This is a genomic window from Streptomyces sp. NPDC059900 (assembly GCF_050270335.1).
In the GTDB taxonomy this organism is placed as follows: Bacteria; Actinomycetota; Actinomycetes; order Streptomycetales; family Streptomycetaceae; genus Streptomyces.
Genome location: NZ_JBNNJZ010000080.1, coordinates 1 through 23,740, shown reverse-complemented (window position 1 = coordinate 23,740; position 23,740 = coordinate 1). Strand labels below are relative to the sequence as shown.

The following is a 23,740-nucleotide window of genomic DNA, read 5'->3' as shown; positions in this document are numbered from 1 at the left end:
CCCATGAGCAGGGCCCGGCCCAGCAGAGTCAGCATCATCGGGTGTTCGTCGTGCGAGGGCGGTGTCAGGGCGGCACATACGCGGAGGGCTTCCACCGCCTCGTGAAGATCGCTCAGGCTGCCCGTCATCTCGGCGCGCGCGGTCAGCGTGCCGGCGAGGTTCGCCAACGGCAGGGTGAGCTCGGGACTCCCCTCGGGAACGCTCCGGGCCGTGGCCCGCAGGATCTCGACGGCCTCGTGCAGGTCCGCCTCCGAGAACGTGCGCTGCCCCCGTACGAACAGCGCGTGCGCCCAGTTGGTGCGCGCGGTCACCAGACCGGGATGGCCGGCAGGTGTCAACTCCACGGCCCGGCGGGCGAGTTCGATGATAAGTGCCTCATCCTCGACGCCGGAGAACCGCTCCGCGCGGATGCACAGCGCGTTGCTCAGTACCGTCAGCCGCCCCGGCAGTGCGGGGTCCGAGGCGGTGGTCGCGTCCACGCACTCCTGCGCGGCGGCGACGGCCCGGTCCAGTTCCGCACGGTCGCCGGTGCGCTCGAACCGCGCAAGGAGCAGCGCGGTCAGATTGTTGTTGTACAGGGCGCGCGCCGGTCCGCGGGGGACCAGGGCGAGGGCCGCCGTCATGCACCGCAGGGACTCGTCCCCGTCGGCGGGCGAACCGGTGAGCCGGTTGCGCAGATGAAGCACGGATCCGAGGCCGCACAGAACGGCCGCCCGGTCCGTCGCCGCCGGGGCAGGCGCGACGGCCCGCTCCCCGGATGACAGGGCGACGGCCTCCCGGAACGCCGTCACCGCGCCGTCGAGATCGCGCGCGTCGCGCTGGTGCTCGTAGCGGGACATCAACGCGTTGGCCATGGCCGAGAGGGCCGCGAATCGGGTCGGGTGTCCGGCCGGCAGCCGTTGCGACGTGCGCCGGGCCTGTTCCACGGCTTCGTCGAGGTCGTCCACGCTGCCGGTCCGGTCGCCGCGCATGCGCAGCGCCACGCTGAGTTCCACGCGGAAGGGAGCGGCCTGGTCGATGTGGTCCGGCGCGTGCCGCTCAGCTGCTTGTACGGCCTCCACTGCCTCCACGGCTTCTGTGGCGGCAGCGACCGCGGCCTGGAAATGGCGCACCTCGCCGGACGCCTCGGCGAGACGCAGGAGGGCCTGCGCGCGCTCGGCAAGCGCGTCCACCGCCGCCCGCAGGGCCGGCGAGGGGGAGGCGTCACGGCTGCCGCGGCCGGTTCGGCGCAGCGCCTCGGTGAACCTGCGCAGGGGTTCGCGGTGGTCGCTCACCGGGCGGCGTCCCGTGGCGCGGGGGACGGTGCCGGACCGGGCGCTGGTGTCGGTGCGGGATCCGGCTCCGGCTCCGGTGCGGGCACGCGCGTCAGGGCGGACTCGGGTTGAGGTGCCGTCAGCTTCAGCAGGTCACCCCTGCCCTGGAGCCGGCAGGTGAGGGCCCAGCCCAACTCGGCGCCGAGAGACACCTGGTGGGCGATGCCGAGCTGCCGGGCGACATCGACGGCGTAGAGCCGGACCGCGGCCTCCGCGAACTGCGCGTATGCGTCGGCGGCCGTCGTGCCGCGCAGGGTGCCCCAGTACGAGCCCCGCGGCGCCGGCCGGCCACCAGAGCACCGCCACCGCTGGAGGGCGGCGGCTTCCGATGAGACTTCACGTTCCGTCACGGCCACCCCCATGATGCTGCTGCCGTGCGAGGCCGCTCGCCTGCCACACCATGATGCATGAGGCAATATAAGCAGGGGAGTTGACGGGTAACGCCACCGCGCATCGGACGACGATGTCGTACAGCCGCTGTACGAGATTCCGGCCCTCCCGCCTACGGAAGGTCACCGCCGCGGCTGGTCGGCCGACCGCCCGCGTCTAGCGTGTCGCTGTGCCGCCCCGGACATCAGGGGCATACGGGAGCCGAGTCGCCGGGGCAGGGATTCGGCCTGCACGCGCGGGAGGCACGCCAGTGACGTTCGAACAATTCCTGCAGCTCTACGAATCGGCGGAGCACGAGGGCCTGTGGCCCGTGTCCGAGTCCGACACGAACGCCCTGCTGCGGCGCATCCACGCCCACCTCGACCCCGCCGAGAACATCGTCCACGTCATCCGTTTCCAACTGGAGAACGGGATGGCGCCCAGTTTCCACCCGCGCAAGAACTACGACCCCGCCATCCTGGTCATCACTTCCCGGCGACTACTCCTGTTCGCCCGCCCTCAACTGCTCGTGCGGGCCGTGGAGAAGATCAAGGCGGCCACGACCGGCGGCGGGCCCCGGGAGGAGTTCCATCTGTCGGAAATGCTTCTGAGCGATCTCACGGGAACCTCCGGAATCCGCAACCCCACGTCGTTCGGCCTGACCCGCAACGTGGTCCTGCACCAGGCCGGCGGACGCATGGTGAAGATCGCCGGTATGGGCGCCAAGGCCAGCGAACGCACGGAAGCGGCTCTGCGGTCGGCCCTGGAGTCCACGCCGGTACAGGGCAAGGGCGGACGAGCGGCCATCGAGGCGTGCGTGCGACGCGGCAACACCGAACTGGCGGGAGGGTCGCAGGGCACGCCGGTCGACGAGGTCCTGGACCTCTTGGTCGACCACCTGGACGGCGAGTCACCTGTCCACGTGGCGGCCTTCCAGGACGCAGGACGCCAACGCCACCCCTGGTCGGTGCTGACACTCTCGCCCACCCGCCTCATCCACCAACTGCGCGCGGGCGACGAGGAACTCGTCGACATCCTCCACCTTGGCGCCGTCTCGAACCCCCGCTGGGGCAAGCGGCGCTTCATGCCCGCGTACCTCAAGCTCCAGCACCACGAGCGGGGCGAGGTCGCCTTCTACGCGTTCCAGGAGCGGGTGGTGGCGGACTTGGGCGCCGCGATAAAGCAGCGACTCGCGGACCTCGCCTGATCCCTGCCTGGTCGACGGTGACGCTGGGCGGCCGGCGCGGCCTCCGCCCGGTCGGCCAGGCCCTCCAGCCGTCAGCTGACTAGGCTCCGCCCGAAGCGATGGAGTCCGTCGGGGGAGAGCGCCACCGACCAGAGCTGATCGGTGTCTCCGGTGAGCGGACTCGGCTCGAGCTCCACGAGGGATTGGGCGCGCGGCTGGTTGTCTGGAGCGCAAGGTGCCTCCAGGCAACCAGTCCGGCTGTACCCATGCTGACCTGGTAGGAGGGTAGTTGGCGCAGCCTCCGGACGGGGCTGGTCCGGAACTGGACCGGATCTTGGTCTGGCGGCTCCGGTTCGGGTCGTGTTGCGTTCCAGTGTGACCAAGCCGAGCGTGTCGACCAGTAGGCGGCGCTTGATCCCTAGGACCTTCTTGCCGTCGCCGTATGCGTCGCGGCCGCTTCCCCACTTTCTCGTGCAACCCTCGGACGCCTTTGCGAGTCTCCTGTTTGCCGGACAATCGGCCACGCCTGGAAAGAACTAGGACAAAACCAACGAAACAGCACCTCATCGAAGCGGGATGTCCACCGGACGCCTCTGTCCCCTGCAGGAGCTCAACGCATGGCCAAGCACATACGCCCGACCACCCCGCCTCCGACGCACATCCGCGTCGCCACAGCGAACGCCTCGTCGGCGCCTCTGACCGGCGGCCTCCTTGCCGCGTCCGCGGGCAGGGCCGACGCGGCCGACTCCGTCACGCACGACAAGGCGGATTCCAACGGGGAGGACCACGGCGACGTCGCGTTCTTCGTGGGCAACGCCACAGCGTCCGGGGCAGAAGAACGCCGGGGACTTCGTCACCCTGAACCAACCGGCGAACGGCATCACGTCGGCCAAACGCACCACCATCAGCCAGAACGCCACCGGCGCGCCCGGCTCCTCCGCGGCGGGTAACGGCTGCGGCCGGGTCAGCGCCTACGGCGACTTCAACCACGACGGCCTCGACGACCTGGCGATCGGCGCCGGGCGCGAGAAGATCGGTACCGACCTCGACGGCGGCACCGTCGAGATCCTTCAGGGCTCGGCCTGCGGCCTGCCCGGTGGCGCCAACACCGCCGGCTCCTCTCACGGCCGCTGGGGCGCCGTCCCCGCCGCGACCGACATCAACGACGACGGCTACCCGATGTTCGGGGCGAACGCCGCCAACTGATCTGCAGTCATGCGTAGTTCATTCGTCCGGATGGCGGGCGATCCCGTCACGCCGAACTGCCGGACAGGCTCACCTCGGCGACCACTCGTTGCTCGATCAGCGCAGCAACACCCCGACTCGTCATCGTCAACAAGCAACCATGCGAAAGGCCCGTCCATGAAGCGTAAGCTCACGTTGATCATCGCGCTGGTCGTCACAGCTCTGTCGCCTACAACGGCGCACGCGGCGGTCAAGAAGGCCAAGCAGCCGCTCAGCTGCGAGTCGCGGACGTTCACCTCAAGACCGGGCCCTCACTTCAGCGACCCCGAGGACGCCGACGCCCAGATGAACATCATGGGCCCGATCATCGAATCGATCAACAGCGCCAGTTGCGGGCAGACCATACGCGTCGCCATGTACTCGATCGGCAGCACGCAGCCGGGCCCGGACTTCGCCAACGCCCTGATCGCCGCACACCAACGTGGCGTCATCGTCAAGGCACTGATGGACTCTCACAGCGACAACGCGACCTGGCAGTCGATGGTCACCGAGTTGGGCAACGACCCGCGAGCCTCCAGCTTCGCCGCGCTGTGCCCGGGCGGCTGCCTGACCCACTACTCCGGTTCCGCCCTGCACGCGAAGTACTACATGCTCAGCGGCGGGAGCGATGCGAACAGGACTGTGACCGTCAGCAGCGCCAACCCCACCTCCGCCCAGGTCAAGACCGCGTGGAACAGTGGCGTCACCGTCAAGGGCAACGTCGACCTGTACAACTCCTACGTCCGCTACTTCACAGCCATGGCCAAGGGGGCGCTCAACGGCCCGGGCCCATTGGTGCCCGACTACTACAACTCCACCAGCGGTCAGGCCGCCAGGACACTGTCCCCACCCTCTTACCAGTGGCCCAAGGCCCGCTCCAGAAGCGACACCTGGGTCGACTTCCTGAACAACATCAAGGCGCCGGCCACGATCAACATCGCCATGTGCCAGTGGACCTCTCACGGGCAGCCGGGCGACCGGAACTATCTGGAGCTGCCGAAGAAGCTGGTGAGTCTGGCAAGAACCGGCGTGAAGATAGAGATACTCTTCACCGCCGGCCAGGTTGATGGCAGCGTGCAGAATTACCTGAAGGACCGGCCGAACATCAACGTGCACGACACCACCCGCGGCACCGACGCGAACGGCAACGCTCTGCACTACACGCACGACAAATACATGATGGTCAGCGGCGGTTACGCGGGTGCGTCCAACTCTAGAATTGTGTTCGTCGGCTCCTCGAACTGGACGAGCAACGGCGTCTGGCACAACGACGAGTCGAACCTGAAGCTGGTCGGCCAGTCCAGCTACAACGCGTTCATGACGGACTGGCAGAACCAGTTCAACCGCTGTTGTGGGACCGAGGCGCGGCAGTTGAGCGCCGAGGAGCGCGCCGAGAATACGGCCCCCGAGATTCCGATCGATCCGAGGCAGATCCAAGAATAGGCATTCTCTGGCACCGCCAGCCGGTCACTGACCCACCACTGAGGGCACCGCAACGCGGTGCCCTCAGCTGGTGCGTGGCCTGTGCGTTGCGTCCGAACCCGTCAGCGTGGAGCTGACGCAGGGTATCCAGGTCCGCTTCGGAGAGGGGATGGGACACGGCCGGCTCACCCCCTCGTACGCACGGCATGACAGGTGACCGGTCAGGTGCTGACGCCTGTCAGGCGGGGAATGCTCCACATCTGCTGCTTGGAGGGGGACACCGTGTTAGCCACAATCACCGCAATAGCCGGCCTGGTCGGTTTGATCGTCTCGCTGGTGTTTGTTGCCGTCCAAACACGAGCCGTGTCGGAGCAAGTTCGTGTGTCGAACAACCTCAACGGCACGAACGGTCTGGACATGTGCTTGAGCGCCGTGCGTGAGATCTACTTCAAAATGCTGGACTACCCAGGGATGCGAAAGCACTTCTATGAGGGTGTTCCGTGCCCGACTGATGAGGTGGAGAGGGAAAGGGTGCAACTGCTCGCGGAAGCGTTGGCTGACGTCTTGGAGACGGGATTGATGGCGACCCGCCGGATTCCTGAGACAGAGTCGTTCGAGGACTGGCGCGAGTATTCCCGCTTCATACGAGACCACAGCCCTGTGATCCGCGACATGATGGCCGAGCATCCTCAGTGGTGGCCCGAGTTGCGTCGGTTGGGCTAGGAGCTGTCGTCAAATGTCACGCCCACATCAGGAGCGAGGCGAGGGTGACGGCTGCTGGGTAGGACTCGGCGGTCTTGTCGTAGCGTGTGGCGATGCCGCGCCATTGCTTCAAGCGGTTGAAGCGGCGTTCGACGACGTTGCGTCGTTTGTGGAGCTGCTTGCCGAACGTCGGCGGGCGCCCGCCGCGGCTGCCGCGCCGGAGCCGGTTGTGTATCTGGTCGGTCCGTTCCGGGATGGTGTGACCGATGCTCCGACGCCTGAGCCAGGCCCGGATCTCCTTGGAGCTGTAACTCGCATCAGGAGGCCCCTGGTCAAACTCATCAGCCGCGAATAGTCACGACCAGCGCTGCCGCCCAACCGCTGCAGCTGACTCAAGGTTTGCGAACTGGTTCTAGCCCGGCGCGCCGCTCACCCGGCGGGCTGGCCAGAGCGCACGCGGTCCGCACGGGGTCCGAAACCGTGGGCATGGGCCCAGGCGACGGCCTGTGCGCGGGTGCGGACCTGGAGCTTGGCGAACAGATGGTTGATGTGGGTCTTGACGGTGGCCTCCCCCACCAGCAGGCGCCGGCCGATCGCGCCGTTCGACAACCCTTGGGCGAGCAGCCGCAGTACGTCAGACTCGCGCGGGGTCAGCAGGTCCTGCGACGGTTCGGCCCGCCGCCGTTCGGTCGTATGGTCGGCGCCGCGCAGGGCGGCGGCCAACAGCCGCTCCTGGACGATCGGGTCCAAGGTGGTGTGCCGGGTGAGCGCGGCCTCGATCGCGCGGACGATCTCGGTCTTGCCGGCGTCCTTGGTCAGGTAGGCGCGGGCGCCGGCCTGCAGGGCGTCGAGAATCAGCTGATCGTCCGCCATGGTCGTCAGCACCACGACGGCCACGTCCGGGTGCGCCGTCACGATCCGGCGGGTGGCCTCCACGCCGCCCATCCCCGGCATGCTCAGGTCCATCAGCACCGCGTCCGGGGGCGTTTCGGCGACTTGGGCGATGGCCTCCTCGCCGTTCGCGCACCCGGCGACGACGTCGATGCCGTCCATCATGTCCAGCAGGGTCATCAGGCCTTCGTGGACCACCTGCTGATCGTCGACGACCACGACCCGAGCAGTCATGCGGGCACCTCCGCCTGCACGCGCCACCCCTGCGGGGTGGGGCCGGCCGTCAGGTCGCCGCCGACCAGCAGCAGCCGCTCGCGCATGCCGGCCAGACCGTAGCCGCCGTCCATCCCCGCTACTTGGGGCCGTGGGCCGGCCTCGCCGCCATCGGAGCCGGCGGGCCCGGACAGCACGGTCAGCCTCACCTGGTCCTCTTCGTAGTCCAAAGTGGCGGTCAGCTCCTGTCCGCGGGCGTGCTTGGCGGCGTTCGCCAGGGACTCCTGGGCGACTCTCAGCAACGCTAGCCCGACGTCCGGTTCGAGCGCGCGCGGGGTGCCGACCGGTGTGAAGGTCGCGGGCGCGCCGGAGGCGGTGCGGTGGTCGTGGACCAGCGCGGTGAGGGCCTCCGGCAGGGGCGGGGTGTCCGCACGCAGGACCGCGATCGCGCGGCGGGTCTCGGTCAGTCCGTCGACGGCGATCCGGCGGGCGTTGTGGACCCGTTCCACCGCCTCTTCGGTGCGCGGCGGATCCGCGGTGAGCAGCGAGTCGGTCACGTCCAACTGCACCGCCAGGGCACCCAGCGACTGCGCCAGGACGTCGTGGATCTCCCGGGCGACCCGGGTCCGCTCGGCCAGTGCCGCGGCCCGCTGCTCCTGCTCGTGCACACGCCGGGTCTGCAGCAGCAGTTCCTCTGCCTGCGCGTGCTGAGTCCCGATGCTGCGCCGGGTCGCGCCGGCGAGCTGGCAAGCCAGCAGGGCGGCGATCCAGGCGGCGACGCGCGCCCACGCCAGCCCGGGGAAGCCGGCCACGATCCCGCCGATCGCCAGCGCCAGGACGCCGGCTGCCAGCACGGCCGCGTTGACCAGCGTGGACAGGACCGCTCCGGACGACACCGCCGCCATTCCGACGATTGCCGTGGCCAGCATGGCCTCGGGTTCGAGGGTGACCAGGAGGTTCCCGCTGATCATTACGACGCCCAGGATCGGCACTGCCAACGCCTCGGGCACCAAAGATCCCGCACGGAATCCGGCCACGCACCACAGAGCCCAGGCGCCGCTCATCAGCACCACCAGTGCCCAGGTGGTGGCAGACCAGACAAGCCCGTCCGAGAACGGCAGGCCGACCAGCACCAGAGCCAACCCGAGCCCCCGGGGCAGCACATGCTGCCAGAGGTCAGCACGCGCCAGGAGCGGTGGCGGTGGCACGGGGTGCGCCGACGACGGCTTGCCTTCGGTGGTGATGACCATGGTTTCAGCTTGGCATGCACCTGTGCCCCGCAGCCGGGCCGGGGCCCGCCGGCAGGTGGAGGAGGGTGGAGAAGGGTGGAGGTATCCGCGCTCCACCCTCCTAGGCTCCTCGGCCGACGCCCGGGCCGTGGCACAGGTCCGACGCTGTGTGGACAAGAACCCCCTTCACCTACCGGCGGAAACCATGTCCACCTTGCAGAGCGCTCTCCTCATCAACGTCGTCGTGCTGCTCACGACCCTGCACGCCGACCTCGGCACCAAGGCGGTGAGCCGCGGACGCCTGCTCCGCCCGCTGATCGTCGCGGTGATCATCGTCCCCGTGTTCGTCCACACCTTCTTCGACAACGGGATCGGCCTGGCCATCGAGATCTGCGGCCTCGCGGCCGGCGTGCTGTTCGGCCTGCTCGCCGTCAGCCGGGTCCAGGTTTTCCGGGAGCCGGACGGCCAGGTCGTCGCCCGGGCGGGCCGCAGCTACGCGGCACTGTGGATCGGCCTGATCGTCGCCCGCTCGCTGTTCTCCATAGGCGCCACCTACTGGTACGAGCCCGAGCTGGGCCGCTTCTTCTTCCGGCACGGCGCCCCGCCTCAGGACATCGCCTCGATCGTAACCAACGGGCTGGTGTTCATGGCGATCGCCGCGCTGCTCACTCGCTCGGGAGCGCTGAAGGTGCGCGCCTCCGGGCAGCCCTGAGTCCCGGCCAGCCCCGTGGGCAGCGGCTGCTTCGTGCTCGAAGTCGAATCCGTTTACCCAACAGCCCTTGTACAGCCAGACATTGGGATCCGCCTGGTCGTGGGAGCCGCCGCAGCCGGCAGACCCCGGCCCGACGGACCGGACAGAAGAAAGGTGCAACACGCATGGGTGCCAGCGACGCCGTCGACCAAACCGGCACGGGGGGATACGACCCGGCTCAGCCGCCGGTTCCCGCGCCGGGCAGGAGCGAAGGGGGTGCCTCGGGCGAACGGCTGGTGCTGTTCACCGACGCGGTGACCGCGATCTCGATCACTTTGCTGATCCTGCCGCTGATCGATCTCGTCCCGGAGGCCGTGGCCGCCCACCAGCAGGCCAGCGAGGTGCTCACCGGTCACCTCGACCAGATCTGGAGCTTCCTGCTCAGCTTCGCGGTCATCGCAAACATCTGGCGGGAGCACCACCGGACCTTCTCGTCGGTCGCGAGGGTCACCCGCTCATTGATGGTGTGGAACACGGGATGGCTGCTGTCCGTCGTCGTGCTCCCCCTGCCGACGGAGATGATCGGCGCCTTCGGCCGTGACCGGTTCGCGGCGGCGTTCTACTACACGGTTCTCCTGGCGAGCATGGTGTGCCGGCTGGCGATGCTGAGGATCCTGAAAACCACCCCGGGACTGGTCGAGGGAGACGGTGAAGAGGGCCGTCGGAGGATCAAGAATTTGTACACCGTGAGCTGTCTCAACGTCCTCCTTCTGGTCCTGGCTCTTGTCCTCGCCCTCGCCGTACCCGTGCTGCAGTACTACAGCCTGCTGCTGCTCGTCCCGCCCAGGCGGGCGTTCCTTCGGGGCCGGCGCGCCCGCTGACCCGCAGTCAAGGGGGAGGATCGCGTTCGAGGTTCCGGTGCCGATCACGCTCTACGCGCGTGCGGAGGTCCTGCAACCGGAACCCCAGTCGCACCAGCGGAGAACAAGGCCGACTCGACAAAGCGCTCCCTGGTCCGCAGCAGTGAAGCAGTTCTGAAGCACTACGGGGGCGCAGATTCGTGGTGAGTGGGTCCGGACGGTTGTTGAAGGGCTACGAATAGTGGCTGCGCCCTGTGGGTGCCTGAAAGGGTAGATCTTCTTTCAGGCACCCAACTTGAGGTTCTAGAAGAACCCGAGCTTCTTCGGGCTGTACGAAACAAGGAGGTTCTTCGTCTGCTGGTAGTGCTCCAGCATCATCTTGTGCGTCTCGCGGCCGATGCCAGACTGCTTGTAGCCGCCGAACGCCGCGTGCGCGGGGTACGCGTGGTAGCAGTTCGTCCAGACCCGGCCCGCCTGGATCGCGCGGCCCGCCCGGTAGGCGGTGTTCATGTCGCGCGTCCACACGCCGGCGCCCAGGCCATACAGCGTGTCGTTGGCGATCTTGATGGCGTCGTCGAAGTCGTTGAACGACGCGACCGAGACGACCGGGCCGAAGATCTCCTCCTGGAAGATCCGCATCCGGTTGTCACCCTCGAAGATCGTCGGCTGGACGTAGTAGCCGCCGGCCAACTCGCCGTCGTACGTGATGCGCTGGCCGCCCGTCAGGACCTTGGCGCCCTCCTGCTGGCCGATGTCCAGGTAGGAGAGGATCTTCTCCAGCTGGTCGTTGGATGCCTGGGCGCCGATCATCGTGTCGGTGTCCAGGGGGTGGCCGGGCACGATCTGCTCGGTGCGGGCGACCGCCGCCTCCATGAACTCGCTGTAGTGGCCCCGCTGGACGAGGGCACGTGACGGGCACGTACAGACCTCGCCGTTGTTGAGGGCGAACATGGTGAAGCCCTCGAGCGCCTTGTCGCGGAAGTCGTCGTTGGCGGCCCACACGTCTTCGAAGAAGATGTTCGGCGACTTCCCGCCCAGCTCCAGGGTCACCGGCTTGATGTTCTCCGAGGTGTACTGCATGATCAGCCGCCCCGTCGTGGTCTCCCCGGTGAAGGCGACCTTCGCGACACGCGCACTGGAGGCCAGGGGCTTGCCCGCTTCGACGCCGAAGCCGTTGAGGATGTTGACGACACCCGGCGGCAGCAGGTCGGACACCAGGCTCATCCAGTAGTGGATGGAGGCCGGGGTCTGCTCGGCGGGCTTGAGGACGACCGCGTTGCCCGCCGCGAGCGCTGGCGCCAGCTTCCATGTCGCCATCAGGATCGGGAAGTTCCACGGGATGATCTGCGCGACGACGCCGAGCGGCTCGTGGAAGTGGTAGGCGATGGTGTCCTCGTCCACCTCGCTCAGCGACCCCTCCTGCGCACGCAGGACCCCCGCGAAGTAGCGGAAGTGGTCGATGGCGAGCGGGATGTCGGCGGCCAGCGTCTCGCGGACCGGTTTGCCGTTCTCCCAGCTCTCGGCCACCGCGAGCTGTTCGAGGTTCGCCTCCATGCGGTCGGCGATCTTCCGCAGGACGTCCGCGCGTGCGGTCGGGGACGTACGGCCCCAGGCGGGCGCGGCGGCGTGCGCCGCATCCAGGGCCCGCTCCACGTCCTCGGCCGTGCCGCGGGCGATCTCGGTGAAGGGCTGGCCGTTGACCGGGCTCGGGTTCTCGAAGTACTGGCCGCGGGCGGGCGGCACGTACTCGCCGCCGATGAAGTGGTCGTAGCGGGCCTGGTAGGAGACAACTGCGCCGTCGGTGCCGGGCGCTGCGTAACGGGTCATCTTGCTGGCCTCCCGGGGAAGGCTGCCCGCCGTTGGGCAGCTCTCGCCCGGAGAGTAGGAGCGCCGACGTTGCACATACGTTGCAGGAGGCCGGCGGCTCGTCCAGGGCGCCTACCCGGCGTCGGTCAGCTCCGCGTCCAGCCCCCGGAGGCGGGCGAGCACCGATGGGGTCGCCCGTACCTGCGCCAGCGCACGCCACACCGGCAGATCGTCCTCGCCCCACGGGGTGCCCACCCAGTCGGCCAGGAGGTCGGGGTCACGGCGGGCGATCAGCGCCGATCTCAGCTGATCCGTGAGCCTGCGCCGCAGCCGTGCCACGGCAGGTGCCTGCGAGGCGGGCAGGAGCGGGCCCGCGTACGCGGCGGCGGCCGCGGTGACCGCCCCCGAACCGAGCCGCCGCTCGACGGCGTCGACATCCGACTCCACCGGCACCGAAAGCCGGTAGGGGCGCGATCTCAGCAGCTCCGGCCCGAGCAGGCGCCGCAGCCGGGCCAGCTCGGCCCGCAGCGTCACCGGCGTCACCGACTCGTCCTCGTACATCGCGCACAACAGCTCGTCGCCGGTCAGTCCCTCCGGGTGGCGGGCCAACAGGAGGAGGATCTCGCTGTGCCTGCGGCTCAGCCGCACCTTCCGACCGTCGATCAGCAGCAGCGCCTCGTCCCGGCCGAGCGCGGTGAGCCCCACGCAGTCGCCGGCCCGCACCGGCGGCGCCAGCAACGCCAGCTGTGATTCCGCCGCCCGCGCCACCGCCTGTACGAACGCCAGGCTGTGCGGATGCGCCAGACGGTCGCCCCCGGTGATGTCCACCGCCCCGAGCAGGCGCCCGGTGCGGGGATCGTGCACCGGGGCCGCCGCGCAGGTCCACGGCTGGACGCGCCGGATGAAGTGCTCGGCGGCGAACACCTGCACCGGCCGGTCCACCGCCACCGCCGTACCCGGGGCGTTCGTGCCCATCGCGGACTCCGCCCACCGCGCACCCGGCACGAAGTTCATCCGACCCGCCTTCTGCCGGGTCGCGGCGTGACCCTCGACCCAGAGCAGCCTGCCGTGCGCGTCACACACCGCGAGGAGGTGCTCGCCGTCCATCGCGAACGTGCCCATCAGCTCACGGAACAGCGGCATCACCCCGGCCAGCGGATGCTCGGCCCGGTACGAGCCGAGGTCACCGTCGGTGAGCTCCACCGCCGCACCGGTGTCCTCCGGGCTGACCCTGGCGCTGGCCGAGCGGCGCCAGGATTCGGCCACCACGGAGCGCACCGGCCGCGTGACCGTCCCGGCCTCGGTGAACCTCTCGTGGGCGCGCCGCAGTATCCGCACCCGCTCGGCGGGATCTGCGCCGGCCTCCAGGGCCACCCATGGTTCGGTCAACTCGGCCTCCCGGGACGGCGGTGCGGTGCTGCCATCGTCACCCCGGGAGCGTGCCCCGACAAGCACCGCGACGAGGGTCGCGGCGTGAGCCGGACGGTGTCAGGCGGAGTTGACCAGGCGGATGTAGCGCGTCCAGTCCCAGTTCGGCCCCGGATCGGTGTGGTTGGCGCCGGGCACTTCGACGTGACCGAGGATGTGCTTGCGGTCTTTGGGAATGCCGTACGTATCGCAGATGGCCGAGGTCAGCAGCGCCGACTGTTCGTACATCGCGTCGGTGAAGTATTCGGGCTTGTCCACCCATCCTTCGTGCTCGATACCGATGCTGCGGGTGTTGTAGTCCCAGTTCCCCGCGTGCCAGCCGACGTTGCGCTCGCGGACGCACTGGGCGATGTGGCCGTCCTTGGAGCGCACCACGTAGTGGGCCGAGACCTTCTTCGCCGAGTTCTGGAAGATGGCGAGCGTGTCGGCGTAGGTCTCCTGGGTGACGTGGACGATCACGTAGTCGACGGGGTAGGTGGCGGGGCGGTTGGCGGCCGTGTAGTTGGAAGTGCTTGCCGGGACCCATTCGGCGAGGGGGTAGTCGACCGCCCGGGGGCTGGCGGTGGCGCGGGTGGCGGGGAGGAGCGCGGCGGGGACGGCGGCCAGGGCCGCTCCCTGCAACAGCGTGCGCCTGCTGGGGAATCGTCTTGCTTGTTCCATGGCCGTCCTGCCTCTCGGTGGGGGGAAAGCTGGACTTCTCAGTGGGGCAGCAGCGTGGCCGTCTCTCGCAGCCGCGCGTGCAGCCCTCGGTGAGTCTCGCGTGCGGGCAGCCATTCCTTGCGGAGCTTGGCCACGCAGGTGTAGTTGGTGTCGCAGACGTTGGCGAGCGGCGATTCGACGGTCTGCGTCGCGAACTGGTAGGCGTCGAGCTCGCTGAAGCCGTAGTCGCGGACCAGCCACTGCACCAGATCGAGCTGGGATATTCGGAAGGCGTCCTCAAGAGGGCGTGCCGAGCCGGTGGAGATGATGTGGGTGTCGGACTCCAGGCGCGGCCAGGGCGTGCTGATCCCCTTCAGGAGTTCGACGATCACCACGGTGTTCATGGCGCACTCCACGGCGACTCCGCAGGTCTCTCCCTCACCCTGCCGCGCGTGCCCGTCGCCCAGACTCAGGAGTGCGCCCTCCACGTTCACCCCGAGGTAGCAGGTGACGCCGGCCCGCATCTCGGGCGTGTCCATGTTGCCGCCGTGCGCGTCCGGCACCAGCGCCGAGCGCACCTCCAGATTTGCCGGTGCGACGCCGACCGTGCCGTGCATCGGATCCATCGGCAGCGCGATCTCGAAGTCGCCGTCGCGCGCACTGAAGTGCGCGGTGCGCCGGTCACGGTCGAGCTGCCATATCCACACGGTCTCGGGCAGCGGCGGCTGGAGCGATGCGGTGGTGTGGGTGGAGGTGAGGGCCCCGAAGAGCGGAACCGTGGTGGATGCCGCCCAGTCACGGGCCGGTTCGATCGACACGAAGTGCACGGCGACGGTGTCGCCCGGCTCGGCGCCCTCGATGTGGAAGGGGCCGGTCTGCGGGTTCAGGTAAGGGAACCGGCAGACCTCGGACACCAGGTCCTTCTCGGAGCGTACGTTGCCCGCGAAGCAGTCCTCCGTGAACAGGTCAAGGACCGTGCCCGGAGCGATCCGTGCCACGGGAGGCGCACCGCCGAACGTCCAGGCGTACTGGCCCGGCTCGGGTCGCACGGTCAGGATGCGTGGCTGGCTCATGGCAGGGCTGCTCCGCTCTCTCGCTCGTTGGGGAAGCCGGAGGCCTGGTACGGCCCGGTGGCGCCGTACGGCCCGATGACTCCGCAACGCGGCAGCCCCGGATCGCTTGCCCTCCACACCTGAATCCCCCGATCCGCGTGGACACGAAACCGCCGTCCGGGCGTTGGTGTCCCGCGTCAAATACGTTACGGCGCAGGCAGGTTGAGGTGGAAGGGCTCGATCTGAATCTGTGTACAGCACCGTGACTGTGGATAACACGGTCACCCGTGCGAGGGACGGGACAGGGCGGGCCGGCACGGGACGGGCGCGGCGCGGCCGAGGGTTCAGCCCAACGCGGCGGCCCCCACGGCGGCCTGCTCCTCGGCGCGGGCCGTGGCGGTCGCCGCCTGCGCCGCGTCACCGAGCCGGTCGGCCAGCCGGGCACGGGCCCGCCAGTTGTAGGGGCAGACGGGACGCAGGTTGATGCGTTCGCTGAGCAAGGTGCGCGCCAGGTCGTGCCGTCCGGACCGGATGGCTGCCTCCACCAGCGTGCGCTGGACGGCGTCGCGCTGGGCGTGGCTGCCGCCGAAGGAGTGCAGGCGGTAGCGGATCGGGGCGAGCAACTCGACCACGCGGCCGTACTGCCGTTGCCGGTAGGCGATGAGCGCGCGGCACACCGGGATGCCGATCTCGCGGGTCATCGCGTGGTTCGACACGGCGGGGCCGCTTCGGTCGAGCCACTGCTCGCGGTCCTTCACCAGGCGTTCGGCATCGGAGAGACGCCCGGCCCCCGCGTACGCCATCACGGCATGGACGTCGTTGAAGGCGTAGTAGGCGCCGTCCCCGCGTCCCGCCCACGCCCGGGCGAGCGCTGCCCAGCGGGGCTCGACCTCGATGTCGGCCAGGAGCAGCCGCCACAACAGGGCGGAGGCGTCCAGGAGTTCCATGGCGACGGGCTGTGATGCCTCGTTGTGGAGCATGCTGTCGTAGACGCCCAGGACCCGTTCGATGCTCCCCGCCTCCAGCGCGTACAGGGCGTAGTGCCACGCGTTGTGCACGGACAGGTAGTTGCCCTCGGCCCAGTCCTCGGTCCGCGCGTCCAGGTAGCGGATCCCGTCGCCGAAGAGTCCCCGCATCTCGTACGTGTGGACGACCGCATGGATGCCCCACACGTCCCGCGGGTGCCGTTCGACAGCCCGCAGCCCGATCTCCTCGGCGTGGCCGTAGTGCCCGGCCTCTTCGAGGCCGAAGGCGTACATGCCCAGCAGCGGGCCGAAGTGCGGGTCGTCGGCGTCCCAGGCGGAGAGCGCGCCCCCGATCCGGTCGCGCAGCCGCTGGGCGTTGCCCGTGAAGAAGTCGATCTGGTGACCGACGGCGAGAGCGAGGGCGTCGCGGGGGAACTCGGTGCTGATCTCACCGAGGATCTCGCCCGCACGCAGCATGTCCCCGTCCAGCCATGCCCCGGCGGCAGCGGTGTGCATCTTCTCGCGCGGCGAGAGCCTGGCAACATCGACCGCGCCCCGGAAGGCACCGAAGGACCGCCGGGCCTCGGCGGCCTCCTTCTCCTCGGTGCCCAGAAGCCTGAGATAGGCCCCGAAGACGTGCGCCATCGCGGAATCCGGAGAGGCCGTCACCATCTCCTGCGCCTCGTCGGCGACTTCCTCACGGAAAAACAGCAACGCATCGAGCGCACGTTCGTAGTGGCGCGCGGCTTCGCCTCCGGTGCCACTCAGGACGTGATCATGCCGGTCCGTCTCCATCGCAGTCCCTCTTTTGTCGGCTGCGTCCAGTCTCGCGACTGCGCCCGCACGACACGAGGGTGACGACGCCCGATTCACCGGAACGACACAGTGCGGCGCTGCACTGTGGCCGTTCTTGATCCACGGAGTCGCCGCGGGTTCGGGCCCCTACTGAGGCATTCGGACGCGTACGGCCCGGAGTGCCCAGTCGAGTACCGGTGCCAGACTCTCCGGTGCGGGCCATCCGTTGATCACCGCGAGCAGGGTGAGGTAGCGGTCCCTGCGGGGGTCGTCCATGGTTTCCAGGCGGGTCACCAGGCGGTGGCGCAGGGCGGTGTCGTCGGGGCGGCCCAGGATGTGCGCGTAGTGCCCCGCGAGTGCCGTGACGACGGGCTCGGCTTCGGGCGAGGCCGGGTCGGTGCCTGCCGCAAGGGCCGGGGTCACCCGGGAGCGGAGGGCCTCGGCGAGGACGCGCGGCAGGCCGGTGCTGTCGTCCGGGGCGCGGTCGGCCGCCAGGTCTCTGGCCATGCCCTGCATGGAGGAGCGGAACCCCGGGTCCTGGAGCATCCCGGCCAGCTCCACCCACGCTTCGACCTGCTCGGTTGCGGGGTTGTCGGGCAGTTCGGGCGTCAGGGAGCGGGTGACCGCCGCGAAGGAGGGGTGGTCGTACAGGCCGTCGAAGACGGTGTGCAGGAAGTCGTCGATCAGGCGTTGGCGTTCGTCTTCGGAGAGCTTGGCCAGCTTGTGCATGAGATCCAACTCCTCGGGGGTGGAGCCGCGTCTGGCCACCGCCGTCAGGACCGCGCGCCGCAGCCGCAGCACCCGGATCTGCACCTCCAGGGCGTCCGCGTGGGCCGCGGCGACCTCGGGCAGCGAGACCTCGCGGTCCACGACCTTCCGGATGGTGGGAAGGTCAAGTCCCAGGTCACGCAGGGTGCGTACGAGATCGAGGCGGGCGATGGCGTCGGTGCCGTACAGGCGGTAGCCGGCCGGGCTGCGGTCGGCGGGCGGCACGATTCCCGCGTCGGAGTAGAACCGGACGGTCTTGACCGTCAGTCCGGTCCGCCGCGCCAGATCACCGATCGAATAGAGCGTGTCGCCGTTCATGCCCCCACCTTCATGTCTCCCCCTACTGGAGACTCAAGCCCCGCCACCTACGGGGGAGGAGTGCGTGCGCGTCTGCCGTACAGCCGCGGTCTCCAGGGCCGCGATCAGCTGGCGGATCGCGGGAGACAGCGGCCCCGCCCGCACGGCAAGACTGACGGGCGAGCGCGAGCCGAGCAGCGGCCGGAAGGCGATACGGCGGGCCGGGGGCAGTTCACCCACGAGGTCGAAGACGGTCCAGGACGGCGATCCGCCCGCAGCGTCGGTGGCGATCGCCGCCAGCGTCTCCTGCAAGGTGGTGAAGTGCGGTCCTGGAGGTACGTCGGTATCCGAGGTCCGCAGCAGCCCCGTCACCAGGTCGTGAAACGCGGGGTTGCGGTCCCGCGGCGCCAAGCGCAGCGGCAGACCCGCGAGATCGGCCGGCTCCAGGCGTGGCAGGGCTGCCAGGGGATGCGTCGCGGGCAGCGCGATGAACAGCGGATCGTCCCAGACGTGCACCATGGCCAGTCCCGGCAGCGGCCTACCGCCCCGGACGAGCGCGGCGTCCGACTCTCCGCTCCGCAGGGAGTCGATACGCCGCTCACGGGTGTCCTGGACCAACCGGACCCGAAGCCCCGGAGCCTGATCCGCCAGCGCGTCCAGAGCCGGATGCACGCGTTCCGCGAAGGCCCGGGCGGTGCCGAGCCGCAGCACGCCCTGCCTGCCGGAGACGATCTCGGCGGCCACCTGGCCCACGCGCGCGGCGGAGGCCAGGGCGGCCCGCGCTTCCGGCAACAACTGCTCCCCGGCAGCGGTCAGGCCCACGCGACGGGTGGTTCGGTCGAAGAGACGTACACCCAGCTCCCGTTCCAGACGGGCGATCTGCTGGCTCACCGAGGCCTGCACGACGTGCAGCCGCCCGGCCGCCCGCCCGAAGCCGCCCTCGTCCGCGACCGCCACGAAGTACTCGAGCTGCCGGAGCTCCACAGCTGTCGCCCCCTCCCGAGACCGGTTCGCATCCTCGCGCATTCATCAGCACAAGTGATCACTGCCTTCATGAACGGCTTCTTGGACGTGCTGAGTTCCCGCGGTGGACTGGTTGTCACGACCATCACCACGGCACCGGAGGAGTACGAGATGGAGCGTGACCCGCAGGCCCTGATCGTCCACGCACGAGACGCGGAGGAAGTGTCCTTGCCCGGAGGCGGCCGGTTCCGGCTGTTGGAGGACAGCCGGGCGACCGGTGGGCTGCTGGGAGCCAACCGGCTCGTCCTGCCCGCGCGCGCCGACGGCACACGCCCGCACCACCACCGCCTGTCGACGGAGCTTTTCCATGTGCTCGACGGAACCATGGAGTTCCTGCTCGACGGCGGTGTGACCGCCGTCGGCGCGGGCGGTCTGATCGTGGTGCCGCCCGGCACGGTGCACGCCTTCGGGGCGTCGGCCGACGGCCCGGCGGAGTTCTTCGCCGTGCTCACTCCGGGGATCGAACGGTTCGAGTACTTCCGGCAGCTGGGACGTATCGCACGAGGCGAGGCAGGCTGGGACAGCATGGACGACATGCACGACAAGTACGACGTGCATTTCGACGGCGGACCGCAGTGGCGCTGACGAGCGAGGGGCCACCCGAAACGGTGCACAGGGAGTCACGCCCGCAGGCAGATGAACCACAAGGAGAGGCCGAACAGCTGCCCATGGCGCACGGCGAACGGATGGTCGCCGCTAGACGGCCGCCCCCGCCGGATCGTCGAGCACCGCCCGGACGACCGAGTGCGCGGCCCCCAGCAGCGGGCCGTCGGATCCCAGCCCGGAGACCGCGACATCGCAGGTCGTGCCCGCCGTGCGGCGCCGCAACTCGCCTTCCAGGGCAGGCAGCAGCCAGGGCGCAAGCCGCGACAGGGCCCCGCCGAGCACCACCGAACGCGGATCGAGCAGATTCACCGCACCGGTCAGCGCGATGCCCAGTGCGGCCCCGGCACCCCGCAGTGCCTCGCGTACGCCCTCGTCGCCCCGCCCGGCACGCTCCGCGAGGAGCCCGACGCGATCCGTCCCCGGATCGAGGCCCGCCGCGCGCAACACCGCTTCCTCGCCCGCGTACTGCTCCAGGCAGCCGCGACCGCCGCAGGGACACGCCGGGCCGTCCGGCCACACCGGCACATGCCCCAGCTCGCCCGCGAAGCCACGGGTCCCGCGCAGCAGCCGCCCGTCGACGACCAGGGCGGCGCCGATGCCTATCTCCGCCGATACGTGGAGGAAGTCCGGCGGCACCCCGTCGCCCAGCCACAGCTCGGCCAGGGCGCCGAAGTTGGCTTCGTTGTCCACGGTCAGCGGCAGCCTGCCCGGCAGCAGCGCGCCGAGATCGACGTCCTGCCAGTCGAGGTTGGGAGCCCGGACCACCGTCCCGGAATCGCGGGCGACCAGGCCGGGGACGGCGACGGCCAGTCCTGCAGGGCGAAGACCCGCCCGGCGGGCCTCGTCGATCACCTGTCCCACCAGCGCGACGAGTTCCTCGAGGACGGGTTCGGGCGCCCGCCCCCGGTTGTCGCCCTGCCGCACGGCACGCGCGCGTACCTCTCCGCGCAGGTCGACCGCGCACACCGAGAGATGATCGACGCCGACCTCGGCGCCGATGCCGGCCGGTCCGCTCCCGCTGACCGCGAGCGCGGAACCGGGACGCCCCACCCGGTTGCCGGGGCGCTCGGGACCCAGCTCGTCCAGGAGCCCGGAACGGATCAACTCGTCGACCAGGGTGGAGACGGCGGCCCGCGTCAGCCCGATCCGGGTGGCCACGGCGGCACGGGACAGCGGCCCGTGCGCCGCCACGGCGTACATGACGCGCGAGAGATTGCGGCGGCGCATCCCCTGCTGGGTGTCGGGCAGCGGAGCTCCGGACGAGCCCCGGCGCGCGTCGTGCGGTGGTGCGGTCATGCCCCCGTCAGTCCCTGTTCTTCCGTCCTCATGGCCGTGCGTCCTGCTGGCCCGTGACGCCGAGCAGCGGCGCCGCGTCGGAGACTACCCCGGCGATCCGGGCGAGCGTGGGTTCGTCCCGCTCTACGGGGGGCAGTACGGGCCCCTCGGCCGTGCCCCAACGCCGTGCGACGGCCGCGGGATCCTCGCCCGTGAGGAGGCCGGCGGCCTGTGCGGCGGCGCCGAGCGCGACCAGTTCCTTCGCCTCGGGCACCTGGACGGCGCGTCCGGACAGCCGCCGCACGGTGTCCTGCCAGGCGGTGCCCCGTGCCCCGCCGCCGATGAGCAGGAGCGGAGCCGAACGGTCCGCGTCCGCTTCCAGGACCAGGTCCAGGGCGCCGAGCAGCGAGTGCACGGCCCCGTCGTAGGCCGCTTGGAGAAGTTGCCCCGCAGTCGTGTCGTGCCGCAGGCCGTGCAGCAGCCCCGAGGCGTGCGGCAGGTCAGGGGTGCGCTCGCCGTCCAGGTAGGGCAGCAGGGTGACGGCGCCGCCCGCCTCCACCGCCTCCCGGTCGAGGCTCAGCAGCGCGGCCACCCGGTCCACGGCCTGGGTGCAGTTGAGGGTGCAGGCCAGCGGCAGCCAGTCGCCGCGCGCATCGGCGAAGCCCGCCACCGTCCCGGTGGGGTCCGCGGGGCGCCGCCTGGAGACCGCGTAGACGGTGCCCGATGTTCCCAGGCTCAGCACCGGGGTGCCGGGGCGCAGGCCGAGCCCCAGGGCGGCCGCGGCGTTGTCGCCGGTGCCGGGGGCGACCAGCGTGCCCTTGGAGAAGGGCAGTTCGCCGCCGCCGCGTACGGTGCCTGCGACCTCGCCGGGGCCGACCACCCGGGGCAGCAGGTCGGGGTCCAGGCCGACGAGTCCCAGGATCTCTTCGTCGTACGCCTCCGTTCCTGACGCCCACCATCCCGTGCCGGAGACATCGCCCCGGTCGGTCGTGCCGGATCCCGTGAGGCGTTCGGTGAGGTAGTCGTGGGGGAGGCGTACGGCCGCGGTGGCGCGGGCCGCTGCGGGCTCGTGCTCGCTGAGCCAGGCCCACTTGGTCACCGTGAAGGAGGGGCCCGGCACGCTGCCGACGCGTTCGGCCCACGCCTTCGGGCCCCCCAGGCGGTCCACCAGCGAGCGGGCCTGCGCCGCCGAGCGCACGTCGTTCCACAGCAGGGCGGGCCGCACCGGCCTGGAGTGCGCGTCCAGGGTGACCAGGCCGTGCTGCTGGCCGCCGACCGACACCGCGGCGGCCTCGCGCGCCGCGGCTCCGCACTGGTCGAGCGCCGAGCGCAGGGCGTTCCACCACTCCTCGGGGTCGCTCTCGCGGGCGGCCCCGGAGCTGACGCGGTGGGGGGCCTGACCGCTTGCCACCACCCTGCCCGTGGCGGCGTCGACGACCAGGACCTTGGTGGACTGCGTGGAGCTGTCCACGCCGACGACGAGGGGCCCGTCGGCTGCTGGCGCTGATGACATCGGGGGTCTCCGTTCCCGCGGCTCTTTCCGGGCTCGCCCGGACTTCTTTCCGTCCGACCTTCCCAGGGATGCCTCCGGATACTAATTTGTTAACCGCCATGACGAAATAGTCGCGGCAGGCGCACATCCACGGGCACTCAGCCGTGCCCGCGTCGGCCGCGCAGCCGTGCACCAGTCATCCAGGGAGCCGCACATGACGTACCAGCCCGTTCCTGAGGACAAGTTCACCTTCGGCCTGTGGACCGTCGGCTGGCAGGGAAGGGACCCGTTCGGCGACGCCACCAGGGCGGCCATCGACCCGGCCGACTCCGTGCGTCACCTGGCCGAACTGGGCGCCTACGGAGTGACCTTCCACGACGACGACCTGATCCCCTTCGGTGCTTCGGACACCGAGCGCGAATCGCACATCAAGCGATTCCGGCAGGCGCTCGACGCGACGGGCCTGGTCGTGCCGATGGCGACCACGAACCTGTTCACCCACCCCGTCTTCAAGGACGGCGGGTTCACCGCCAACGACCGGGACGTGCGCCGCTACGCGCTGCGCAAGACGATCCGCAACATCGACCTCGCGGTGGAACTGGGCGCCCGGACCTACGTCGCATGGGGCGGCAGGGAAGGCGCCGAGTCCGGCGGGGCCAAGGACGTGCGCGTCGCTCTGGACCGCATGAAGGAGGCCTTCGACCTGCTGGGCGACTACGTCACGGAGCAGGGCTACGACCTGCGCTTCGCGATCGAGCCCAAGCCGAACGAGCCGCGCGGCGACATCCTGCTGCCCACCGTCGGGCACGCCCTCGCCTTCATCGAGCGCCTGGAGCGATCCGAACTCTTCGGCGTCAACCCCGAAGTGGGCCACGAGCAGATGGCCGGACTCAACTTCCCGCACTCCATCGCCCAGGCCTTGTGGGCGGGCAAGCTCTTCCACATCGACCTCAACGGCCAGACCGGCATCAAGTACGACCAGGACCTGCGCTTCGGCGCGGGCGACGTGCGCAGCGCCTTCTGGCTGGTCGACCTCCTGGAGAGGGGCGGTTACGAGGGGCCGCGGCACTTCGACTTCAAGCCGCCGCGCACCGAGGACTACGCGGGCGTGTGGGCCTCGGCGTCCGGCTGCATGCGCAACTACCTCATCCTGCGCGAGCGTGCCGCCGCCTTCCGCGCCGACCCCGAGGTCCAGGAGGCCCTGCGCGCGTCCCGCCTGGACGAGCTCTCCCTGCCGACCGCCGAGGACGGCCTGGCCGGGCTGCTCGCCGACCGCAGCGCCTTCGAGGACTTCGACGTGACGGCCGCCGCCGACCGCGGCATGGCCTTCGAGCGCCTCGACCAGCTGGCCATGGATCACCTGCTGGGCGCGCGGGGCTGACCGGAGGCCCTCACGCCGGCGGCATCAACTTCCGCACAGGGGTCGCGTTGTGACCCTTTCGAGGCGACTCTTGACGGTATGGCCATGCCGCCCGTACCGCCGCCGCCCTCCCC

At 70.1% G+C, this 23,740-nt stretch carries 20 protein-coding genes and 2 pseudogenes; 8 read left to right on the top strand and 14 right to left on the bottom strand.

Features of this window, described 5'->3' with window-relative positions:
• Window positions 1-1,274: pseudogene (locus tag ACQKIP_RS14675) on the bottom strand (hypothetical protein); the annotation flags it as partial.
• Window positions 1,271-1,663: a hypothetical protein gene (locus tag ACQKIP_RS14670; RefSeq protein ID WP_365854555.1), complete on the bottom strand. Its 393-nt coding sequence runs from the start codon at window positions 1,661-1,663 to the stop codon at window positions 1,271-1,273. The pseudogene ACQKIP_RS14675 and the gene ACQKIP_RS14670, both read right to left, overlap by 4 nt.
• A 290-nt stretch (window positions 1,664-1,953) precedes the next feature.
• Here ACQKIP_RS14670 and ACQKIP_RS14665 point away from each other — a divergent pair, with 290 nt between their 5' ends.
• From ACQKIP_RS14665 to ACQKIP_RS14650, 4 genes are all read left to right on the top strand, one after another.
• Entirely contained in the window at window positions 1,954-2,889 is a 936-nt protein-coding gene (locus ACQKIP_RS14665; protein ID WP_365854553.1) for a hypothetical protein, read from the top strand.
• A gap of 690 nt (window positions 2,890-3,579) precedes the next feature.
• A complete protein-coding gene (locus ACQKIP_RS14660; protein ID WP_365854551.1) occupies window positions 3,580-4,074 on the top strand; it encodes an integrin alpha in 495 nt (164 codons plus the stop codon).
• 156 nt (window positions 4,075-4,230) lie between these two features.
• Window positions 4,231-5,535, top strand: a complete 1,305-nt coding sequence (locus tag ACQKIP_RS14655) for a phospholipase D-like domain-containing protein (RefSeq protein ID WP_427743114.1) — start codon at window positions 4,231-4,233, stop codon at window positions 5,533-5,535.
• Window positions 5,536-5,796: 261 nt separating this feature from the next.
• Window positions 5,797-6,237 carry a hypothetical protein gene (locus ACQKIP_RS14650; RefSeq protein WP_365854547.1) on the top strand — a complete coding sequence of 147 codons (441 nt, stop codon included), beginning with the start codon at window positions 5,797-5,799 and terminating at the stop codon, window positions 6,235-6,237.
• A 16-nt stretch (window positions 6,238-6,253) separates the two neighbouring features.
• On the opposite strand, the pseudogene ACQKIP_RS14645 reads toward ACQKIP_RS14650, so the two are convergent.
• From ACQKIP_RS14645 to ACQKIP_RS14635, 3 genes and pseudogenes are all read right to left on the bottom strand, one after another.
• Window positions 6,254-6,535: pseudogene (locus ACQKIP_RS14645) on the bottom strand (transposase); the annotation flags it as partial.
• A gap of 110 nt (window positions 6,536-6,645) precedes the next feature.
• A complete protein-coding gene (locus tag ACQKIP_RS14640) occupies window positions 6,646-7,341 on the bottom strand; it encodes a response regulator transcription factor (RefSeq protein ID WP_365854545.1) in 696 nt (231 codons plus the stop codon).
• Window positions 7,338-8,570 carry a sensor histidine kinase gene (locus ACQKIP_RS14635; protein WP_427743111.1) on the bottom strand — a complete coding sequence of 411 codons (1,233 nt, stop codon included), beginning with the start codon at window positions 8,568-8,570 and terminating at the stop codon, window positions 7,338-7,340. The genes ACQKIP_RS14640 and ACQKIP_RS14635 overlap by 4 nt, the downstream gene beginning before the upstream one ends.
• A gap of 184 nt (window positions 8,571-8,754) precedes the next feature.
• Between ACQKIP_RS14635 and ACQKIP_RS14630 the strand changes: the two genes are divergently transcribed.
• Window positions 8,755-9,261 (top strand): hypothetical protein, encoded by a 507-nt coding sequence (locus ACQKIP_RS14630; protein WP_365854541.1) that lies wholly within the window; start codon window positions 8,755-8,757, stop codon window positions 9,259-9,261.
• Window positions 9,262-9,425: 164 nt separating this feature from the next.
• Window positions 9,426-10,121, top strand: a complete 696-nt coding sequence (locus tag ACQKIP_RS14625) for a TMEM175 family protein (RefSeq protein WP_365854539.1) — start codon at window positions 9,426-9,428, stop codon at window positions 10,119-10,121.
• 282 nt (window positions 10,122-10,403) lie between these two features.
• Here the strand turns inward: ACQKIP_RS14625 and exaC are convergent, their stop codons facing one another.
• From exaC to ACQKIP_RS14590, 7 genes are all read right to left on the bottom strand, one after another.
• On the bottom strand, window positions 10,404-11,927 hold the full coding sequence (gene exaC / locus ACQKIP_RS14620) for an acetaldehyde dehydrogenase ExaC (protein WP_365854537.1): 1,524 nt from the start codon (window positions 11,925-11,927) through the stop codon (window positions 10,404-10,406).
• Window positions 11,928-12,038: 111 nt separating this feature from the next.
• Window positions 12,039-13,295, bottom strand: a complete 1,257-nt coding sequence (locus tag ACQKIP_RS14615) for a GAF domain-containing protein (RefSeq protein ID WP_365854535.1) — start codon at window positions 13,293-13,295, stop codon at window positions 12,039-12,041.
• A gap of 99 nt (window positions 13,296-13,394) precedes the next feature.
• Window positions 13,395-13,994, bottom strand: a complete 600-nt coding sequence (locus ACQKIP_RS14610) for an N-acetylmuramoyl-L-alanine amidase (protein ID WP_365854533.1) — start codon at window positions 13,992-13,994, stop codon at window positions 13,395-13,397.
• Window positions 13,995-14,032: 38 nt separating this feature from the next.
• A complete protein-coding gene (locus tag ACQKIP_RS14605) occupies window positions 14,033-15,046 on the bottom strand; it encodes an acetamidase/formamidase family protein (protein ID WP_365854531.1) in 1,014 nt (337 codons plus the stop codon).
• A 323-nt stretch (window positions 15,047-15,369) separates the two neighbouring features.
• Entirely contained in the window at window positions 15,370-16,785 is a 1,416-nt protein-coding gene (locus ACQKIP_RS14600) for a tetratricopeptide repeat protein (protein ID WP_365854529.1), read from the bottom strand.
• 147 nt (window positions 16,786-16,932) lie between these two features.
• The gene (locus ACQKIP_RS14595) at window positions 16,933-17,871 is read right to left on the bottom strand and encodes a MerR family transcriptional regulator (protein WP_365854527.1); all 939 of its coding nucleotides are present in this window, start codon (window positions 17,869-17,871) and stop codon (window positions 16,933-16,935) included.
• A gap of 33 nt (window positions 17,872-17,904) precedes the next feature.
• A complete protein-coding gene (locus ACQKIP_RS14590) occupies window positions 17,905-18,834 on the bottom strand; it encodes a LysR family transcriptional regulator (protein WP_365854525.1) in 930 nt (309 codons plus the stop codon).
• A 69-nt stretch (window positions 18,835-18,903) separates the two neighbouring features.
• On the opposite strand from ACQKIP_RS14590, the gene ACQKIP_RS14585 reads away from it, so the two are divergent.
• Window positions 18,904-19,458, top strand: coding sequence for a cupin domain-containing protein (locus ACQKIP_RS14585; protein ID WP_365854523.1), 555 nt, complete (start codon window positions 18,904-18,906; stop codon window positions 19,456-19,458).
• A 111-nt stretch (window positions 19,459-19,569) separates the two neighbouring features.
• On the opposite strand, the gene ACQKIP_RS14580 is transcribed toward ACQKIP_RS14585, so the two are convergent.
• Window positions 19,570-20,775: an ROK family transcriptional regulator gene (locus ACQKIP_RS14580; RefSeq protein WP_365854521.1), complete on the bottom strand. Its 1,206-nt coding sequence runs from the start codon at window positions 20,773-20,775 to the stop codon at window positions 19,570-19,572.
• A gap of 28 nt (window positions 20,776-20,803) precedes the next feature.
• Complete coding sequence (gene xylB, locus ACQKIP_RS14575) at window positions 20,804-22,267, bottom strand: xylulokinase (protein ID WP_365854519.1); 1,464 nt, start codon at window positions 22,265-22,267, stop codon at window positions 20,804-20,806.
• A gap of 193 nt (window positions 22,268-22,460) precedes the next feature.
• Between xylB and xylA the strand changes: the two genes are divergently transcribed.
• Complete coding sequence (xylA, locus tag ACQKIP_RS14570; protein WP_365854517.1) at window positions 22,461-23,627, top strand: xylose isomerase; 1,167 nt, start codon at window positions 22,461-22,463, stop codon at window positions 23,625-23,627.
• The last annotated feature ends 113 nt before the right edge of the window (window positions 23,628-23,740 follow it).

Excerpts from the sequence above, each read along its gene's own strand:
- ACQKIP_RS14595 (WP_365854527.1), bottom strand. The coding sequence starts at position 17,871 with ATGAACGGCGACACGCTCTATTCGATCGGTGATCTGGCGCGGCGGACC.
- ACQKIP_RS14585 (WP_365854523.1), top strand. The coding sequence starts at position 18,904 with ATGAACGGCTTCTTGGACGTGCTGAGTTCCCGCGGTGGACTGGTTGTC.
- xylA (WP_365854517.1), top strand. The coding sequence starts at position 22,461 with ATGACGTACCAGCCCGTTCCTGAGGACAAGTTCACCTTCGGCCTGTGG.
- ACQKIP_RS14635 (WP_427743111.1), bottom strand. The coding sequence starts at position 8,570 with ATGGTCATCACCACCGAAGGCAAGCCGTCGTCGGCGCACCCCGTGCCA.
- xylB (WP_365854519.1), bottom strand. The coding sequence starts at position 22,267 with ATGTCATCAGCGCCAGCAGCCGACGGGCCCCTCGTCGTCGGCGTGGAC.
- exaC (WP_365854537.1), bottom strand. The coding sequence starts at position 11,927 with ATGACCCGTTACGCAGCGCCCGGCACCGACGGCGCAGTTGTCTCCTAC.
- ACQKIP_RS14630 (WP_365854541.1), top strand. The coding sequence starts at position 8,755 with ATGTCCACCTTGCAGAGCGCTCTCCTCATCAACGTCGTCGTGCTGCTC.
- ACQKIP_RS14605 (WP_365854531.1), bottom strand. The coding sequence starts at position 15,046 with ATGAGCCAGCCACGCATCCTGACCGTGCGACCCGAGCCGGGCCAGTAC.
- ACQKIP_RS14640 (WP_365854545.1), bottom strand. The coding sequence starts at position 7,341 with ATGACTGCTCGGGTCGTGGTCGTCGACGATCAGCAGGTGGTCCACGAA.
- ACQKIP_RS14625 (WP_365854539.1), top strand. The coding sequence starts at position 9,426 with ATGGGTGCCAGCGACGCCGTCGACCAAACCGGCACGGGGGGATACGAC.
- ACQKIP_RS14600 (WP_365854529.1), bottom strand. The coding sequence starts at position 16,785 with ATGGAGACGGACCGGCATGATCACGTCCTGAGTGGCACCGGAGGCGAA.
- ACQKIP_RS14655 (WP_427743114.1), top strand. The coding sequence starts at position 4,231 with ATGAAGCGTAAGCTCACGTTGATCATCGCGCTGGTCGTCACAGCTCTG.
- ACQKIP_RS14580 (WP_365854521.1), bottom strand. The coding sequence starts at position 20,775 with ATGACCGCACCACCGCACGACGCGCGCCGGGGCTCGTCCGGAGCTCCG.
- ACQKIP_RS14610 (WP_365854533.1), bottom strand. The coding sequence starts at position 13,994 with ATGGAACAAGCAAGACGATTCCCCAGCAGGCGCACGCTGTTGCAGGGA.